A 19,729-nucleotide genomic window follows, 5' to 3' on the forward strand; every position below is an offset into this window, starting at 1 on the left:
GTTACCCGTCTTTATTGGTTGGCCAAGCGCACCAGGCCTGGAATATCAAGAATTAACGCCACCGAACCGTCGCCCAAAATAGTGGCCCCCGACACGCCTTCCACGCGGCGATAATTGGCTTCCAACGATTTAATCACCACTTGCTGCTGGCCGAGCAGGTCGTCCACGAATAAACCGCACCTCACGCCCTGCCCTTCCACGACCACCAACAAACCTTCCGTCAGTTTAGTGTGCTTGGCGGAAACCACGTTAAAAATTTCATGCATCCGGATGATCGGCAAATATTGGCCGCGCAACAGGAAGGTTTCGCCCTTGCCCACGACCCGGTTGAGTCTGTCTTCCTTGATGTTCAGCGATTCGATGATGCTGCCCAAGGGCACGATATAGGTTTCATCGCCCACCGCAATCGACTGACCGTCCAAAATAGCCAGCGTCAGAGGCAAATGGATGGAAATGGTAGAACCTTTGCCCAGGGTAGAAATTATTTCAATATTACCGCCCAGTGCCTGAATATTCCGCCGCACCACATCCATGCCGACACCGCGTCCGGAAATATCGGTGAGTTTTTCGGCCGTGGAAAAGCCCGGCATAAAAATCAATTCGTAGGTCTGTTTGTCGGTTAAAACGGCATCCGGCTCTATCAAACCCTTTTCGACGGCTTTGGCCCGCAGCTTGTCTTTATCCAAGCCTTTACCGTCGTCGCTGACTTCAATGACAATGTTGCCGCCGCGGTGGTACGCTTCCAGCGTCACCGTGCCGGTTTCCGTCTTCCCGGCCGCCAGCCGCACATCCGGCATTTCGATGCCGTGATCCAGACTATTTCTGACCAAGTGCACCAAGGGATCGCTGAGCAATTCCACCACGGTTTTATCGACCTCGGTATGCTCGCCCACCAGTTTTAACTCGATTTTTTTACCCAACTTGCTGCTGATATCGTGCGCCAACCTGGGAAAACGGCTGAACACAAAGCTGATAGGCAGCATGCGAATATTCATCACGCTTTCTTGCAGTTCGCGCGTATGCCGCTCGAGTTGGGACAAGCCGTTTTTCAATTGGTCCAGTTTACCGAGTTCGAAATGCTCGCCGATTAAACTCAGCATGGATTGGGTAATCACCAACTCCCCCACCATATTGATCAACGTGTCGATTTTGCCGGTATCCACCCGAATGGAACTGGAACCTTTCGCCGCCGCTTTCGGCTCATCGCCTTTAGGTTCTTTCGATCTCGCGGCGGTTTGTTCCGGCTTGACCGGCACGGCGGGGACGGCATCGGGAACGATATGCTCCGATACGCCAAACGCCGCCTGCCTATCGAAAGCAGACGCCGAACTAAACACCGCCTGCTTGGCCAAGTCGCAATCGTCTTCGACCCAATCGAAAATTTCATCGATTTCGCTAACCGGCACATTGCCGTCCAGTTCCAGCTTCCAGGAAAGATGGCACTCTTCCGGATCCAAATCGTAAAGATCGGGCACGCCTTGCAAATCCGCCGTGACGCGCAAATGACCCAAGGTCAACAATTCTCTAAACATCCGCACCGGTTCATTGCCTGTTTTCAGCAGATGCGGATGCGGACTGAACGCAATCGCCCAGCCGGAAATTTGCTCTTCCGCGCCAGCGGCTGCGGAGGCCTTTTGCGGCTGGCTTAATCCAACGCCATCCGCGGGGGAATGATTGTTCAATTCGCTATCTAAAGACCGTTTATGCGCACCGACACTTTCCCCGTCGATTTCCGCGCCATCCCGAATAGCCCGCAACATCTCGCGTAAACAATCCACCGAACCCAACAGTACGTTAACGGCAGGCTGGGTTACCCGTCTGCGGCCATCCCGCATTTCGTCCAGCAAGGTTTCCATGACGTGGGTAAAATCGGACACGGCCGTAAAGCCGAATGTGCCGCTACCGCCCTTAATCGAATGAGCGGCGCGGAAGATAGTGTTAATCTCATCGACATTCACGTCACCCATGTCAAGATTAAGCAATCCTGATTCCATGGCATCCAGGCCCTCGAAGCTTTCCTCGAAGAACACCTGATGAAATTGCGCCATATCGATAGACATAATTTTATCCGCTCGGAGATTGCCGGGCTGTTAACCCAACACTTTTTTGATGGTTTTAAGCAATTGATCGGGATTAAACGGTTTTACGATCCAACCCGTCGCTCCCGCCTCTTTGCCCTGCTGCTTCTTGTCCATGCCGGACTCGGTGGTCAGCATCAGCATCGGCGTAAATTTATAGTTCGGTAAAGCCCTTAAATCCTTAATCAAACTAATGCCGTCCTTATTGGGCATATTGACGTCTGTCACAACGCAATCGAACGCTTGCGATTTGGCTTTATTCAAAGCATCCAGACCGTCGACCGCTTCCACAACCGTGTAACCCGCCCCTTTCAGGGTAAAGGAAACCATTTGTCGCATGGATGCGGAATCATCGACTGCAAGTATTGTCGCCACTGTTTAACTCCTAGAACTGTTGAAAAGTAAGCATATCTAAACCCAAAAAAACCCAATTAACAATCACTGCGTCAAAAAACCGAAGCAAACCTTGAAAGGCGGCAACCGTAACCGGCACTGTATTCGGACATTCTAATGGGAATTAAAACCGAAACAACGGCTAAGCCTGTTTATGCGAACTGTTTAACAGACACAACAAACGAATACAGACTACCGGCAATCCACCCAAAATCAACAAATTTTAAAATTTCAGGTTCCTACAAATGCAGCATAATCAACCGATAATTAAATCTTGATCTATTATTAGCGGAACAAAATTTAGCCGGAATGCCGCGTTTCACATATCCGATCGGCCCGAACCTAACAAACAAAATATTGTGATTCGTTTAACAGATAAAACAATGCTTTATGATAGCCTTCCTAACCATAGGCAATATCCTCCGAACACCTTAAACAGAGGCAACCATGTGCAGTAAACCTGTCGAAAGTTTAGGTTTCACCCTGATCGAACTCATGGTAACGATAGCGATTGCGGCTATTTTGCTGGGCGTTGCTATACCTAGTTTTACTTCGGTCATCATCGGAAGCCGTTTGACAGCCAATACCAACGAATTCATAACTTCGCTGAATTTAGCCAGAAGCGAGGCCATCAAGCGCGGCCAGCATGTGGTGGTAAAAAAAACCGCTACGAATTGGGAAGACGGCTGGCAAGTGTTTGTAGACATAGACCGCTCCACGAACGCCAAGGAAAACGTACTCGATGCCGGCACGGATATCGAGTTGAGAGTGTATCCGGCATTACCCACCAATATTACCCTGCGCGGTAACAACAACGTCGTTAATTTCATCCGTTACCAGCCCAACGGCACCAGCAATCAGCCGGGCAGTTTTGCCATGTGCAATGCCGGCTCGGTAACTGGGGCCAAGCTAATGATAGTCAACGCTGTCGGCCGGGTTCGCATGGCATCGGATGCCGACGATGACGGAATCCCCGAAAAGGAAGATGGCAATGAAATTACCTCTTGCACCTCAGGTTTTTGATATATGAAAACGCATAAAGGCTTTACGCTAATCGAAGTGTTGGTTGCCGTAATCATATTGGCGATCGGCCTGTTGGGTTTGGCGGGCATTCAGACTGTCGGCCTAAAAAATAATCAAAGCGCTTATACGCGCAGCCAGGCAACTCAGTTAGCTTACGATATTGCCGACAGAATGCGGGCCAACGTCGCTGGCGTTACCACCTACACGACAACCGATCCTCCGGACGCCGCCGAAACGGCTGCGTGCTCAACCGCCACCGGCTGCACACCCGCCCAAATGGCGGAAACAGACCTATTTCAATGGAACGCCACTTTAACGGATGTTTTACCTGGCGGTTCCGGCACCATCGCAGTTGCCGGAAACGTCTTTACTATAACTATTACCTGGGATGACGACCATGACGGCGATAATTCCAACAATCCCAGTTTTCAAACCAGCTTTCGACTATGAATACGCCGGCCTTGCATAACATTGCGACCACGCCCGGTAACCAATATGCTTGGTTGCGCCAAAGTCTCAATGTTCAGGAAATGGCCCTGATTTTATTTGGCGCCAAAAAATGGGATGGCGCTTGTTACCACACTCAGCAAGCCTGCGAAAAAGCTTTGAAGTTCGTACTCAGCTCGGCGGGTGTTGCCTTTAGACATACCCATTCCGTGCATGAATTGGCAAAAGATTGTAATAAGACATTAACGCAGAAGTTGTTTGACGATGAACTAATCGACCATTTCAAAGAGCTGAGCCAATACACAACCATTGCTCGCTATCCGTCCTCATCGAGCGCACCTGTCGATCTCATTACGGAAAGACAGGCGCTGACCGCCATGCACACTGTCAATGAAACTTTGCTAATTTTGGAAAAACTCTATGCAACTCAATAGGCTTATACAGAGCGCAAGAGCTAAAAGACAGGCTGAGGTAATCAGCAATCTCCAGCAACGGTTTGCGGTTTTTCCCTATCCCGTCTATTTGTTCGGCTCCTTCGCCTCGGGCCAGTTTCATGGTTATTCCGATATAGACATCATGATTCTGGCCCCCAAAGAACGGACAAAAGAAGTCTATGCCCAGGCCTGCGACAAATTGAGCGACTGGAAAACCCCCTATGACATACTCGTTTGTCAATCGGTGGCAGAGCTCGACGACACCATCAAATCATCCCTATATCCCCTGCATCGCCCTCGGCAAACAGCCAGCGATGGCCTGCACCAGCAAGGCATGACGTTGATAGAAATTTTAATCGCCATGCTACTGGGCATTTTTTTGCTGGCGGGCGTTTTACAAATTTTCTTAAATACCAAACAAACCTACCGCATGCAGGAGGGTTTATCCAGATTGCAGGAAAACGGCCGTTTTGCCATGGAATTTATCAGCCAGGACGTGCGGATGGCCGGTTTTTTCGGCTGTTTGAGCAATAATTTCAGCATGGCCAATGTCGAAAACGAACTCGATGACCAAACCGATTTTGCCTGGGATATATCCAATCCTCTGATGGGTTACAACGATGTCACCAATGCTTTCACCGTGATTTCCAATGTCGTGGTCGGCACGGATGTCATCGCCATGCGCGGCTTATTCGGCGACAACATACCGTTGATAGCGCCCTATTCGGACTCCGCCCAAATGTTTGTAGACCCCGCGTTCAATGCCGATTGCCCGGCCGCCAGCGCGAGCACCTGCCACGAAGGCGAAATTTTGATGGTAACCGACTGCACGCAAGGCACTATTTTTCAGGCCACCAACACGACGGATATAGGCGGCGGCAGCGGCGTGAATGTGGTGCATTCCGTAAATAATACTTTTACGCCCGGCAATACCGCACCCGCAACATTTACCAAAAGTTACGGTCCCGGCGCTCAAATTGCCAGACTGAAAACCTACGCTTATTACATCAGGCTCAATCCCGGCAACCAACCGGCCTTATACCGTTCGGAATTAACCACTTCCGGCAATGCCACCAATGCCATGTCGGCGCAGGAATTGATTGAAGGCATAGAAGACATGCAAATTACTTACGGCGTGGATACCGATGCGGACGGCACGCCGAATTCCTATCTGACCGCAAACAGTATAATCGCTGCTAACTGGCCCCTGGTAGTCAGCGTCCGCATCAGTCTGCTAACCAGAACGATTGCCGACAATTTATCCGCCAACGCGGTACCTTATGACTACAACGGCGCCGATGATATAACGCCTGCGGACCGCCGCTTGCGCCGGGCCTTCACCACTACGATCGCCTTGCGAAACCGTCTGCGTTAAAGGAGGAGACCGACATGCCAAACATCTCAAATAATCAAGCCGGAGCGGTACTGGTCGTGAGCTTGATCATGTTGCTGCTGCTGACCATCATCGGCGTGTCCGGCGTACAGAGCACCTCATTGGAAGAAAAAATGGCCGGCAACAACCGGGATAGGAATTTGGCCTTTCAATCCGCAGAAGCGGCGCTGCGAGCCGGCGAGGCCAGAATCGAAACCTTGTGGAACGGCGGCACCGGCTCGATTCAGGCTTTTTGCACCGGCACGGCCGGCCAATTTTCCACCGTTGCGGGTTGCAATAACGCCCCACCCGACCCGGAAACCGCCACCACCTGGACAGACGACAACAAATCCGTTACGCATAATACGGGTAGCAGCGAAGTCGGCACGCAACCGCGCTATTTCATTACCTATGTGACCGCTTATAACCCCGGCCCACCGGTCACGCCGATCAGTTTCATCGTGACGGCCAGAGGCACCGGCGGTCAGGATGCCACGGAAGTTATTTTGCAAAGCCATTTTGGCGGCGACTCTACGTTTCTACCTTAAAGTATGCATCGCTCATTTACCCGCTCAGGCCGATTGGCCCGGAGTTAAACATGAATACCAAGCTATCCAAATTCATTTTCTGGTCTATCGGCTTTTTAATGCCCGCTCTGGTAGCAATACCGGCGCAAGCGGCACCGGGTATACTGGCCAATTCTCCATTGTTCACCATGAGCAACGTACCCCCCAATGTCTTCTTCGAACTGGACGATTCGGGTTCGATGGATTGGGAGATCCTGACTAAAAACTATTGGCACGCCTGCGCATACGATAGGGATAGCCCGGGTAACACTGGCAGTACCGATTGCGGCGGCGTATTAAACGACGGCTTGATAAGAATTTATTCCGGTACCGCCTTTCGCAGCTATGCCTACATATTCGACAATGACGACAATCTCTACAACAACGGTTGTAATGCGGATGACTATCCGAAATTGGAAAATTGCGTTTCCGATGTGCGTAATTATGAGTGGCGGGTTCGTTCATCCGACCTAAATGTGCTGTATTACAACCCAAACATCACTTATTTACCATGGCAGAACGGCGACGGCACCGCCATGCCGGACGCCAGCTTCACGTCGGTCAGAAGCAACCCCAAAAGCGGCGAATCCGGCTACGACGACACCAAAAACCTGACCGGTTTTATATTTGAAGTCTGGTCTGACACTCACGGCTACAACGGTACCCGCCCCAATCGCGGCACCAACATCGATAGAACCGTCGGCGCCAATGGCCTAATGGATTATTGGGACGAACATACCCGCTATACCGTCAATGCCACCTCAATCACCAGGGATGTCATCACGTATTCCCCAACCGCCAACGGCACCAATAAAGGCCGGCTGAATGCGTCGGCGGCCTCCACTACCCTGACAACCGGCCTGAACGGCCGCACCCTGGCCGAGGAAAAACAAAACATTGCCAACTGGTATCAATATTCCCGCCGCCGCTCGTTCGTCGCTAAAGGCTCCATTGCCAAGGTCATATCGGAAAAACCCAGCTTTCGCTACGGTTTGAACACGATCAACAGCAGTACGTTTTTTACCGAAGTACCGGATTTAGACGCTAATTTTGCCTCTCACAACTCAACCCTTATTAGCGATTTATTTAGCTTCAACTGGCCCGAGTCGAGCACTCCGCTGCGGCGCGGACTGGAACGGGTCGGTAAATACTTCGACAACACAGACGATAGGACCGATCCTATTGTTCAAGAATGCCAGCAAAACTTTGCCCTGTTACTGACCGATGGCTATTGGAACGGCAGCAATCCCGCCACGGCCATAGGCGATGCGGACGACGACGGCCACAGCCGAACCCTGGCGGACGTTGCAAGATACTATTACACCCGCGATTTAAGCCCCTTGGCCGATAACGTACCCAACAGCGTGTTCGATACCGTCAATCATCAACACATGGTTACTTTTGGAGTTGCCTTCGGTTTAAGCGGGTTATTAACCGACGCCGATGGCGACGGCTGGCCGGGCACGGCACCGGGCTTGGCCGAAGATGATGACTGGGGAGACCCATTCGATAGCGATCCGGAAAAAATAGACGATCTCTGGCACGCCGCTTACAACGGCCGCGGCGCTTTCGTCTCGGCTTCGTCGCCGGAAGCTGTTAACTCGGCATTGACCACGGCGCTGGCCAGTATTGGCGACCGCTCGGGAAGTGCCGCCTCGGTTTCTTTCAACACCACCACTTTAACCGGCTCCAGCGCGGTTTTTTTGGCCCAATTCAACAATCTGAACAACAAATGGAGCGGCGACCTGCTGGCTTTTGCCCTCAACACCACAAACGGGGATGTGGCCACAACCCAAAGTTGGTCTGTCAATGGCAATCCCGCGGGGGCCGCGGATATTTTGGACAACCGCGCCAATCCGGTAACGACACGTACCATCCTGACCCACGACGGCGGCGATGGCATTCCTTTTCAATGGGCTAATCTGACAACCGCGCAGAGGAACGATCTATTAACCGATCCCAACGGCACCCTTGGCACCGATGATGCCAAAGGGCAGGCGCGCCTAAATTATCTGCGTGGCGATAGAAGCAACGAACAAAGCCTAAACGGTACTTATAGCTTTAGGGACCGTAGCAAATTGCTCGGCGATATTGTCAATTCCGATCCTGTTTTCGTGGGCTCGCCGCGTTCCGCATGGCCGGATAGTGCGCCATTTCCAATCACAACCGGAAACAAATATAGCGATTTTGCCGCCAACAATATAAACCGCGCCGAAATGGTCTATCTAGGCGCCAACGATGGCATGCTGCACGGGTTTTCGGCCGCCGACGGCAGCGAAACCCTTGCATACATACCGGGTAATTTATTCAGTTCGGGCGACCCTCTCAACGGATTGCATTATTTAACCGACCCTGCCTACACGCATCGTTTCTACGTTGACTTGGCTTCGGCCGTTGAAGATGTGTATATCAATACCGGTACGGGCACGTATTGGCATACCGTTTTAGTCGGCGGAGAACGCGCCGGCGGCAAAGGCGTATTCGCGCTGGATATCACTAACCCAGCAACGTTTTCCGAAGCCAATGCCAGCCAAATTGCGTTATGGGAATTCACCAACAACAATGATGCCGACTTGGGCTTTTCCTTCAGCAAACCCAGTATCGGCCTGATGCCGAACGGCCGCTGGGCCGCCATTATAGGCAACGGTTATAACAATACCGGGGACGGACAAGCCAAGTTATTTATTTTGTTTCTAGACGGCGGCTTGGATGGCGTCTGGACTCCAGGTACGGACTATATCGAAATAAGCACAGGCATAGGCAGCATCGTCAACAACGACTGTATCGACCCGACCAGCGATTGCAATGGTTTGTCCACTCCGCTTGCCGCCGACATAACCGGCGATCACGTTATCGACAGGATTTATGCGGGCGATTTAAAAGGCAATATGTGGGCGTTCGATGTATCTAACTCATCTGCCGCTAATTGGACCGTGGCTTATTCCGGGCAACCATTGTTCATCGCCGGCAAGCCAATTACTAGTAAACCGGCATTGGTAACCCATCCCTCGCAACCAAATGGCATAGCACCTAACGTACTGGTATTTTTCGGCACTGGACAATATTTGGTCGACACCGACGTGACTAACACCGACGTTCAAGCCTTTTATGGCGTTTGGGATCATGGCACGGCCGCTATCACCTCGGCGCAGTTGGTCGAACAAACGTTTCTATCCAATACGTTCACCAATAACGGCGTCAACGTTTCCAACCGGTTTACCGTATTGACCAACAACACGGTCGACTATGCTACTAAACACGGTTGGTTTATCAGATTGACGCAAAATACCGGCGAACGAGTGATTGTCGATCCCGATGTCTTCGGAGATTTTCTGTTCTTCAATACCTGGATCCCGGAAAACACGGTTTGCAGCGCGGGCGGCTCCGGGGTGTTAATGTCTATCGATCTTGTAACCGGAGGCAGACCTGAAATTGCCCCATTCGACCTGAATGGCGATAATACAATCGACAGTACCGACCTGTTGCTCTCGGGGAGTTCAACTTACGCCGCAACCGGTCAAATATTTACGCGCGGCTTGCCCGCCTCTTCAAGTTTCTTAACGGATTACCAATACACCCCGGGAACAAGCGGCGGTTCAACTATAGAGAAGCGTAGGGTCAGGCCACCTGCCCCACCACCAACTCCAACGCCTCCTACACCTTTATCGAACATGAAAAGAAACTCATGGCAAGAAATACGCCATTAAGGGGCGCACTCATGAAAAATATATTACTATCGCTAATGATTTTGGCCCTGGTGTCTTCACCCCTATCGGTAACCGCGACCGATAGGGATTCCAACACCGCGCAGCAGGACAATCGCAAGTCGAGTGCTTCTTACCCTTTGCAACCAAGCGATCGCGAAATTGGGCATGACAATCACGACACTGATAAGGGTCCTAAGGATGAATACCCAGCACCGGACGGTAACATCCCCGAGACACAACCTATAGACAAATCGAGCCTTCCGCCAAGTTAATTTTTTTTCATCGACATTATGCAAAAACAAAAAGCTTTTACTCTTATCGAGTTAATGGTTGCCGTGGCAATTATCGGCATCCTGGCTGGTATCGCACTCCCCAGTTATCAAGACAGCGTACGCAAATCGCGCCGAGCGGACGCGAAAGCAGCATTGCTGGGATTAGCTAACGCCATGGAACGACGTTTTACCGAGCGAAACAGTTATTGCGATGCGGCGGATGCGTCCGGAACCGACACCGGTTGCGGTACAAACCTTGAAGATACCGGCGCGCCTGCAATTTACACCGTTGCGGCGGAAACCCAAACCTATTACACAATAACGATCAGCGCCGCCACCGCCAGCAGTTATACATTAAGCGCGGCGCCTACCGGTCCGCAAAGCGGCGATGATTGCGGCACATTTACCCTTACGCAGACGGGAGCAAGAGCGGTAGATGGAACAGCTACCAATTGCTGGTAACAAATCCGCCTCGTTTATGAATACCTTCTATCTTCTTTAAGTTATGTAGGTGAAATCTCTAAGAGAGGCCAAACCCATCCAGCAATACCATCACAAAGCCAAGTATATGGTCATAAACAATTTCCAGGAATTGCTATCGCACCAAATCATACGATTACCCCCTTTGAAAAAGAAAGGCTGGAGAAGATTTTTTACCCCCATTACACAAAAGACGGGTTAAATGCAATGAAGCCCAACATTTTGATTTTGTTGGGTTACGGCCACACTAACCTACATTTTGGCTTTTACCTTACATACATCAAATTTCATCCCTGCCGATCCAATGCTTCGCGACGGGCGGTTGATAGTTGGCATAGCGGTCCAATAATACCTCCGGGTCGGTTTCCACCATCAACATGCGATGATGCTGGGTTCTTACAAACTGCTCGGCCAGAACATGATCCAAAAAGCCGATCAATGCATCGTAATACCCGTCTACATTCAATAGACCGCAGGGTTTTTGATGAAAACCCAATTGCGCCCACGTCCAAATCTCGAACAACTCCTCCAGCGTGCCGATTCCGCCCGGCAGCGCGATAAAGCCGTCGGACAATTCGGCCATCCGCATTTTGCGTTCATGCATGGAGGCAGTAACATGCAGCTCCGTCAACCGCGGATGCGCAACTTCCTTATGCGACAGCGCCTTGGGGATAACGCCAACAACCTCGCCGCCAAGCCGCAACACCTGATCGGCCAACGTTCCCATGATACCTATGCCGGCCCCGCCGTAGACCAAAACAATATTTCTGCTGACCAGCGACTTGGCAAGCGCGGCCGCCGCATCGGCATAGACTTCGCGCCGGCCGGGGCTGGAGCCGCAGTACACGCATATACTTTTAATAATTGCCATTGTTGTGCCGCCGGTAAGTTGTTAACTGAATAATGATTACAAAATTGTACTTCAGGATGGCATCGCTACCCACCCGCCAAGCGATAAAACTGCATTCGCCGCGAAATACCGGCCAGGCGCGCGAAATGGCTAAAAATGCAAAAACCTAACTTTTGCCGAACCTTAAGCCCTCGACATACAATAGCAAGATACCATCCACGCTTCGTAACCAAGGAAACCCGCATGAAATTCAATCCCTGTATCGACCAATGCACCAAAGAAGGCAGCCACTGCGAAGGTTGCGGACGTTCGCATGCCGAGATCGCCGGCACCAAACAAATCGTGCAAGCCGCGGTAGCCTTTATTCAGGCGCAAGACTACGAGAATCCGGACGAATTCGTCGCCGCCATCGGTAAAAGCATTTTGAAAAAGCTGCAAAAAGCCAGAGAAGCCGGCCAGGCTTAATCGACAATTCCGCCATCATTTTCCCCAGCCGCGCCTAACCATGAATATCGCCGATTTACAGCACCTCCCCCGCCGCTCGGTACCGGCATTTCCCGGCTGGTGGGCCGCCTTGGGCCCGGGCGTGGTGTGGATGGCGCTGGCGCAGGGTAGCGGGGAGTTGATTTGGTGGCCCTACATGGTGGCCAAATACGGTTTGACCTTTATCTGGCTGCTAGCCCCCGCCTGCCTGCTGCAATACCCATTGAATCTGGAAATCGGCCGTTATACCTTGCTGACCGGCGAAAGTATTTTTCATGGCTTCATTCGCCTGCACCGCGGCTTCGGCATATTTTTGTGGCTGCTGATGAGCGTTTCTTTTTTGTGGTTCGGCGCGTTCGCCTCGGCGGGCGGCACCGCCATGGCGGAACTCACCCACTGGCCGGCGGGCTGGAGCCAGCGCGGCCAAAGCCTGTTTTGGGGCTATGCGTCGATTGCAGTGTTCGTAAGCGCCATTCTGGCCAGCGGTGTGGTGTATACCTTGATCGAGCGATTCATGAAACTGGTGGCGCTGGTGACCGTCATCGGCCTGCTATCGGCCTGCATGCAAGCGGAAGTTGTCGCCAGTTTACCCGGTTTTATGCGCGGTCTGCTCGGGCCTACCGAGGCCAGCCCGCGCCCATGGGAGGCGGCGGACGCCAGCAAACTGCTGACCGCCATTACCTTTGCCGGCCTGGGCGGTTTCTGGATTTTGTTTTATTCCTATTGGCTGCGCGACAAAGGCGCCGGCATGGCCGGTCTGGTGGGACGCATCACCGGACTGGGCGGCGCCGAGGAAGCCGTGCTCAGCGACGGCTATCTACCGAGCGACGACAGGCCAAGCGCCGAAAACTGGTCGCTTTGGCGGCGGTTTTTGAGCACGGACATCATGGTCGGCATTCTGGGTAATTTGTTCACCACCCTAATGACTTGCCTGTTGGCGTATGCGTTATTGTTTCCCAAAGGCTTGCTACCGCAGGAATACGAACTGGCCGTAGTGCAAAGCCAATTTTTTGCGGTGAGTTGGGGCGAAATCGGCCGCCTGCTGTTTTTAGTGATTGCCGCCGCCTTTTTGACCGACACCTGGCTGGCCACCGCCGACGCCGTTAGCCGTATCCAAACCGACATTGTCATGACGCTGTTTCCCGCCAGCCGCCGCCTGCCGGCCAGACGTTGGTATTACATTTTTCTGGCGTTGCTGACCGCGATCACCTCGCTTACCATGCAACTGGATGCGCCGGGGCCCTTGATTTTAACCAGCGCCTTGATCGGCTTCATCGGCACTATTATTTTTCCGCTGGCCCTGTACCGGCTGAATCATAAGCTTCTGCCGCCGCACTTGCCCGAATGGGCCCGTCCCCGCGGCCGACCTTGGTTGCTGGGCCTCAGTTTCCTGGTCTATGTAACACTGGCTGTTTTATACCTTAAATCCAGCCTGGGCTATTGAAGCACATGGCAATGCGCTCTACCCCACCCTCTCGCTCGCAATTAATCGAGCTGATCGGACAAAACATTTTAGTGGCCGGCTCCCGCCAGGATTTATTGGCCACCATTGCGGACTGTCTGCAATTCATGGCCGTGGCTCAAAACACGCTGATTTTCAGACAAGGCGAGGAAGCCGACGGCTTATATCTGGTCGTGCAAGGCACAGTGCAAATTTTCAGCGAGCACGACAATAACCGGCTGATCATGTCTCATTCCAGTAAAAGCCATTTGTTCGGCGAGTTTCTGTTATGCGGCAACAGCATACGCTCGACCAGCGCCTTGGCTTTGACCGATTGCCGGTTATTATTCTGGCCCATGAAAACCTTCGGCGCCTTGCTGCTGCAACAACCCGAGGATTTCACACCCATCACCACCCGTTTGGTCAGACGGCTGGGCTGGAATCAGACCATGCTGGCCTTGCGCCTGTCCAGCCTGTTCATCGGCCTGAACGAACAGATAGCCCGCGATTTGATTAACGCATTAACCATTAAATCCATCCCCGCCAATACCCTATTATTAAAACAGTCCGACCCGGCCGAATATATGTGCATCGTCATCAACGGCCAATTTCAAGTTTGCCGGGAAAACGAAAACCGCCAACCCGAAATGCTCGCCGTGATCGGCCGCGGGGAAACAGTGGGCGAGGTGGGCTTGATCTCGGGCAGTAAACGCGCGGCCAATGTGTTTGCCATTCGCGACTCGACGGTAGCCTACTTGAACCGGAATGCCTTCGAGCGCCTGTTAAAACAGCACCCTTTGGAAATCAACCAAACCTTTGTCAGAAGTCTCATCAATCGCCTGGAAAAAAACTCGCAAGTAAAAACCAATACCGCCAATACCTTTGCCTTAATCAATTTATCGCCGCATTTGGACCCATTCGAGTTTTGCCGATGCTTGCTCAAAGGTTTACAAAACCACGGTCTTGCCCGGGTATTGACCAGCACTATCGTCGATCAGGCGTTCATGCGCCCGGACGCCGCCCAGTGCGATTTCAACAACCTGGATAACGCCAGCCTGGTACAGTGGCTTTCCGAACAGGAACTGGCGCACGAACACATCGTCTACTTGGCCGATGCCCGCCTCAACCCCTGGACGCGCCGCTGTCTGCGCCAGGCCGACCATGTCTTGTTCCTGGCCGACGCCGAAGACCGCCCCGATATCGCGGCGCTTGAAGCGCAATTGCTGGCGGAACTCAACGCTAACGCCGTCAAAAAGACCCTGGTACTACAGCACCCCAAGAACGCTCAAACCCCTATCGGTACATCCCGCTGGTTAAAACCCAGGCAATTGGACTCGCACTACCATGTCAGGCAACAGCTGCAAAGCGACTTCGACCGTTTGGCGCGCTTCATGACCGGCAACGCACTGGGTTTGGTTTTAGGCGGCGGCGCGGCGCGGGGCTTTGCCCATATCGGCGTACTCAAAGCTCTAAAAGAGCGGGGAATCGCGGTGGACATGGTGGGCGGAAACAGCATGGGCGCCGTATTGGCCGCCGAATTCGCATTGCAGTGGGATGAAAATCGCATGCTGGAAAAAACCCGGCAACTTTGCGTGCGGGGCGATCGCATGACATTACCGTTGGTCTCGCTGTTTTCCGGCAAGACCATGACCGACGCCCTGGAAAACCTATTCGGCGACATCTACATAGAAGACTTATGGATGCCTTTTTTTTGCGTATCCTGCAATATCAGCCGCGCCACGCTGATGATCCACCGCCAGGGAACGTTACTGGCCGCCTTGCTCAGCAGCAACGCCCCGCCCGGCCTGTTCCCGCCGCAAGTCAGTAACGGCGACTTGCTGGTCGATGGCGCCTTATTGAACAACCTGCCGGTGGATGTGATGCGGGAGTTGAACCCGGGCGGCCGCATTATTGCGGTGGATGTTAACGAGCGGGAAGACTTGCTCGACAATACGGACAACCTGGGAGGCGTCAGCGGCTGGCAACTATTATGGAGCCGCTTGAACCCTTGGGCGCCGCGCATCAATATGCCGGGCATGGTGCAAATACTGACTCGCGCCAGCATGATAGGCGGGTTGGCCCAACAAAAAAAGATGCGCGCAGGTCTGGCGGACCTGTATCTGCAACCGCCCGTCAAACATTTTCCGCTAACCGGCTACAACCGGGCGCGGGCCATAGCCTACGCCGGCTATCAATATACCCGCGAGCGATTGAAAGGCTGGCAAACTCAACCGGGCAATAACCCGGCCCTTCCGTTACGGCATGCGCAAACCGCGCTTGATAGCCCGACTGAGGGCGGGCAAATACCGGCTGCTAAACATGGCGCCATGTAAGCCCGGCACATAGTCGACGCTTAATTGGCCGCCGAATAACTTGATCCAGCCGGAAAATAGCCAATGCTTCAAACACTTCATCCGTCTGGACATGACCAATAATGTCAGCCCGGAATAAGGCCGAATGCTATGCCGGCTCAACCCGGCCAGTTGCTGAATGATGCCCGGGTCGGTCAGCATGGCCCGCAATTTACGGCCGTTGACGGAGATCGCATTGAATCCCCATAGACCGGACAAGCCTTGCAAGGTTTTGAACAGCCAAGCCGATTGCAAAGGCCAGCGCGGATAAACGGAATCGAGCAAAATCAGTTTCCGCGGCGGAAACCCTTGCAACTCGAGTTGGCGGGCCGTTTCAAGCGCGGTCACGCCGCCTATCGAAAAGCCGCCCAAATAAAAAGCTTGCGGCGACTGTTCCCTGATTAAACGCGCATAGTGGCCGGCGATAACCTCTATACCCGCGGGCTCTTTCCCGGCGGCGGGCGGATATAGCACGTGCAGCGTGCAATAGTCCGACAAGGCATCGGCCAAGGCCTGGAAACGCATCTGATCGCCGTAGCCCGACGCCGCCAAATAAAAACTGACGTGCGGATTTTCAGCGGTGAGCGTCGCGCAGCACGGTTGCATGGCTACAGGGTTTTGTTTTAGCCGCTCGGCTTGCGCCGCTACTGTCGGATAAGCCATTAAAAATGCCATGGATTGCCGAAAACCGGTCAATTTTTCGATGGCGGCGATTAAACCGATGGCCGCGATGGAGTCGGTATCCTGTTCGAAAAAATTATCTTCAACACCCAAAGCCGGATTTTTCAGCGTTTGCCGCCAGATAAGCAACAATTGCGTTTCCAGCTCCGACATGGGTGCGGGTTGCCCGCGCGGGCGATTGATAGGCTGCGGTTTCGGCAAGCGCTCATAGGCGATCTTACCGTTATTTCCGACCGGCATGCTGTCCAGCACGCTGATCGCCCGCGGTTGCATATAATCCGGCAGGCGTCCGCGCAGGAAAGCCGATAGTTCGGCCCGCAGCAGGTCGGGCGCATCCGTCACGGCCGCAACGTATGCCACCAACCGTTTCGATCCATGCCGCTCTTCAACCGCAACCACCGCCGCGGCATCCACGGCGGCATGCCGCAACAACAGATTCTCGATTTCGGCGGGCTCGATACGGTAACCGCTTATTTTGACCTGCCGATCCAGGCGTTCGGCGAAATATAATTGTCCGTCGGTACCGATATAGCCTTGGTCGCCGCTTCTGTAGAGGCGCGCGTTTGCCTCCTCCTCGTCGTAAATATCGGCAACGAAAACCCGCCGGCTTAGCGCCTCCTGCCGCAAGTAGCCCAGGCCCACGCCGGCGCCGCCTATGACGATTTCCCCGGGCACGGCCAACGGCAATAATTTCAACCGCCTGTCCACAACCAGAATCCGCGTATTGCTCACCGGCCAGCCGATCGGCAACACCTCGCCGTCATCCATGCCGCAGGGCCAGGCGCTGGCCAAAATCGCGGTTTCCGTGGGGCCGTATACATTCCACAATTTCGCACCGGTGCGGGCTATAAATGCCTTGGCTAGAGCGGGCGGTAAAGTTTCCCCGCCGCAGCAAGCCACTCTTAACGGCACATCGCCGGATTCGGGCAAACCTTGCATGAGCAGACGCAAACTACTGGGTACCAATGCCAGAGCGTTAATCTTTTCGGACAAAACGAAATCGGCGAATTCATCCGCGGTTAACCGTTGCCCGGGCGCCAAAACCAACTGCGCGCCCTGGGTCAACGCCAGAAATATTTCGATTAGGGACGGATCGAAATGGGTCTGAATACTCTGACCAACTCTTTCATGCCGCTGAATGGCGAAGGCCTCTTGCAACCAGTCCAGGCGCAGGGAAAGCGCTTGGTGATGGATTTGGACGCCCTTGGGTTGTCCGCTGCTGCCGGAGGTATAAATCACATACGCCGCTTCGTCCGCCCGCGGCTCGGCCCATGCCGTTCCGCCGGACGAAGCGGCCGCATCAAGCCGGTCGACAAACAAACAATACCGATGCAGCGCGCCTATCCACGCCGCCGTTGAAACGGCCAATACGGCAACCGCCTCGCTGTGGCGCAAAATCGTTTCGATGCGTTCCGGCGGGCTATCGGCATCGATCGGCAGATAAACCGCGCGAATTTTGAAAATGGCCAATAAAGCGACCACCGCTTCGATACAACGCGGCATGCAGACTGCCACCACGGCGCCGTTCGGTATCCGCCGCCGCAGCAATTCCCCGGCCAGTCGATCGCTAAGCCTGTCCAGCAGGCCATAGCTCACGCTTCGGTTTTGCTGACTGACCGCTATTGCATTCGGGGTCTGTTCAACCCAAGCCGAAAACCGGCCGATGACGCTGTTGAAGCCGGCGGCGGGTTTTGCGGAATTGAAGCGTTGGAAGATAAATTGTTTTTCGGCCGCCGGCACCAAGTCGACATCTTGCAAAAGCAGGTCGGGCGCTTCGATAAACTGCCGTAGGAGCCATTGAAAACGCTGGGCTAAAAACGCCAGTTCAATTGGGTTGAAACAGGTTTCGGCAGCCTCGAAAATCACTTCGATGTCGTCCGCCGCATTAAACTCGCACACAGTCACCGCCAACGGGTAAAGCGCAAAACCACTGAATAATTGCCGGGCATGCACATCGGCTTCGCCAAACCGCGCCGAATAATCCTGTTTTTCGAAAGACAGCACCAAATCGAATAAACTCTCGCGTTGATTTTTCAACAGCTGTAGGCGCTGGTGCAAAGCACTCAAAGGATAACGCTGATGCTTGTGGACTTGCCGAACCGCTAAGGATATCCGCCTTATAAATTGCCGCACCGACATCTCCGGATCGATGTCGATCGCCAATGGCGATAAACTGGCGAACATGCCCACCACTTTTTTGAAGCGGGCCCCGCCGCGATTCAAGGCCGGCAAGCCCACGGTAATGCGTTGCTGCTGGTGGGCGCGGGCAAAATACACGCTCAGCGCGCTCAGCAATACATGATAGATGCTGGATTGCCGTTCGCCGGCCCAGCTTTGCAGGCTGTCGTAAAATGTCCGGTTCAGGCTAAACCGGTGCACATGGGCCCGGGCCGCTTGCAAGCGGCCGTTGCCGGGATATTTCCGCCGTATCAAGGGTTCCGGCAGCTCCGGCAGGGCATGCCGCCAAAATGCGGCATCGTTAAGGAATGACTTGGAATTCAAATAGCGGGCTTCTTGAGCCACATAATCCAGATAACCGCTTGTTTCCGGCAGCGGCGGCGGCATTCCGCATAGCAGGGCGTTATATAATTCGGCCAGCCTATCGATGACAATTTTAGTCGACCAGCCATCGGCGATCAGATGATGGTATTTTGTCAATAAGGCATATTGCCGGTTACTGATTTTAAGCAGGGCAAATTGCCAATAAATACTTGCGTCCCCGATGGGAAAAGCTTGCTTAAACCGCTCTTGCAACCACGCCTCGGCCAAGCTTTCCGGGTTGGCTTCATTCGAGAAATCGATAAACGGCAGTTCAACCGGCAGATGCGGGCGCACGCTCTGCATTATGCGTCCGCCGCTTGGGCTTATTGCCAGTCTGAATGCGGCATTTTGGGCAACCAATAGCTCCAAGGCCCGTTTCAGCAAGGCAACATTCAGCTCGCCATAAATAGCCAAGCGGCCGCCGATGTTATATACCGGACTGCTTGAGCGGGCGATTTGGTCGTACCAGACAGCCAATTGATTGTCAGCCAAGGCTGACAAAATAGCGTCATCAACGCAGTCCGAGGAAGATAAAGTCATAACGGCTCATTAAAATAAATCAGTGTTTTAGGACTATTTTAAGCCGTTATGCCGTTGCCACGCTGTTTAA

General features: G+C 53.3%; 14 protein-coding genes. 10 read left to right on the top strand and 4 right to left on the bottom strand.

Annotated elements, in window-relative coordinates:
* Positions 1 to 11: 11 nt before the first annotated feature.
* Positions 12 to 2,060 (bottom strand): chemotaxis protein CheA, encoded by a 2,049-nt coding sequence (locus NP596_RS02265; RefSeq protein ID WP_256613583.1) that lies wholly within the window; start codon positions 2,058 to 2,060, stop codon positions 12 to 14.
* 30 nt (positions 2,061 to 2,090) lie between these two features.
* Positions 2,091 to 2,453, bottom strand: coding sequence for a response regulator (locus NP596_RS02270; RefSeq protein WP_256613584.1), 363 nt, complete (start codon positions 2,451 to 2,453; stop codon positions 2,091 to 2,093).
* Positions 2,454 to 2,918: 465 nt separating this feature from the next.
* Between NP596_RS02270 and NP596_RS02275 the strand changes: the two genes are divergently transcribed.
* From NP596_RS02275 to NP596_RS02305, 7 genes are all read left to right on the top strand, one after another.
* Entirely contained in the window at positions 2,919 to 3,494 is a 576-nt protein-coding gene (locus NP596_RS02275) for a GspH/FimT family pseudopilin (RefSeq protein ID WP_256613585.1), read from the top strand.
* 3 nt (positions 3,495 to 3,497) lie between these two features.
* The gene (gene pilV / locus NP596_RS02280; RefSeq protein ID WP_256613586.1) at positions 3,498 to 3,944 is read left to right on the top strand and encodes a type IV pilus modification protein PilV; all 447 of its coding nucleotides are present in this window, start codon (positions 3,498 to 3,500) and stop codon (positions 3,942 to 3,944) included.
* Entirely contained in the window at positions 3,941 to 4,375 is a 435-nt protein-coding gene (locus tag NP596_RS02285; RefSeq protein ID WP_256613587.1) for a HEPN domain-containing protein, read from the top strand. Before pilV ends, NP596_RS02285 begins: the two co-directional genes overlap by 4 nt.
* Complete coding sequence (locus NP596_RS02290) at positions 4,362 to 5,750, top strand: PilW family protein (protein WP_256613589.1); 1,389 nt, start codon at positions 4,362 to 4,364, stop codon at positions 5,748 to 5,750. The genes NP596_RS02285 and NP596_RS02290 overlap by 14 nt, the downstream gene beginning before the upstream one ends.
* 14 nt (positions 5,751 to 5,764) lie before the next feature.
* Complete coding sequence (locus tag NP596_RS02295) at positions 5,765 to 6,295, top strand: pilus assembly PilX family protein (RefSeq protein WP_256613590.1); 531 nt, start codon at positions 5,765 to 5,767, stop codon at positions 6,293 to 6,295.
* A 50-nt stretch (positions 6,296 to 6,345) separates the two neighbouring features.
* On the top strand, positions 6,346 to 10,020 hold the full coding sequence (locus NP596_RS02300) for a pilus assembly protein (protein WP_256613591.1): 3,675 nt from the start codon (positions 6,346 to 6,348) through the stop codon (positions 10,018 to 10,020).
* A gap of 290 nt (positions 10,021 to 10,310) precedes the next feature.
* Positions 10,311 to 10,754 carry a type IV pilin protein gene (locus NP596_RS02305; protein ID WP_256613593.1) on the top strand — a complete coding sequence of 148 codons (444 nt, stop codon included), beginning with the start codon at positions 10,311 to 10,313 and terminating at the stop codon, positions 10,752 to 10,754.
* Between the two features lie 298 nt (positions 10,755 to 11,052).
* On the opposite strand, the gene NP596_RS02310 is transcribed toward NP596_RS02305, so the two are convergent.
* Complete coding sequence (locus NP596_RS02310) at positions 11,053 to 11,643, bottom strand: LOG family protein (protein WP_256613594.1); 591 nt, start codon at positions 11,641 to 11,643, stop codon at positions 11,053 to 11,055.
* 222 nt (positions 11,644 to 11,865) lie between these two features.
* On the opposite strand from NP596_RS02310, the gene NP596_RS02315 reads away from it, so the two are divergent.
* From NP596_RS02315 to NP596_RS02325, 3 genes are read left to right on the top strand one after another with little or no spacing between them, the layout of a single operon-like run.
* Positions 11,866 to 12,087 carry a DUF1289 domain-containing protein gene (locus NP596_RS02315; protein WP_256613595.1) on the top strand — a complete coding sequence of 74 codons (222 nt, stop codon included), beginning with the start codon at positions 11,866 to 11,868 and terminating at the stop codon, positions 12,085 to 12,087.
* Positions 12,088 to 12,127: 40 nt separating this feature from the next.
* Entirely contained in the window at positions 12,128 to 13,549 is a 1,422-nt protein-coding gene (locus NP596_RS02320) for an Nramp family divalent metal transporter (protein WP_256613596.1), read from the top strand.
* A gap of 11 nt (positions 13,550 to 13,560) precedes the next feature.
* A complete protein-coding gene (locus tag NP596_RS02325; protein WP_256613597.1) occupies positions 13,561 to 15,879 on the top strand; it encodes a cyclic nucleotide-binding and patatin-like phospholipase domain-containing protein in 2,319 nt (772 codons plus the stop codon).
* On the opposite strand, the gene NP596_RS02330 is transcribed toward NP596_RS02325, so the two are convergent.
* The gene (locus NP596_RS02330; RefSeq protein ID WP_256613598.1) at positions 15,802 to 19,659 is read right to left on the bottom strand and encodes a non-ribosomal peptide synthetase; all 3,858 of its coding nucleotides are present in this window, start codon (positions 19,657 to 19,659) and stop codon (positions 15,802 to 15,804) included. The genes NP596_RS02325 and NP596_RS02330 overlap by 78 nt on opposite strands.
* Positions 19,660 to 19,729: the final 70 nt, after the last annotated feature.

This window comes from Methylomonas rivi (assembly GCF_024505165.1).
GTDB classification, from domain to species: domain Bacteria; phylum Pseudomonadota; class Gammaproteobacteria; order Methylococcales; family Methylomonadaceae; genus Methylomonas; species Methylomonas rivi.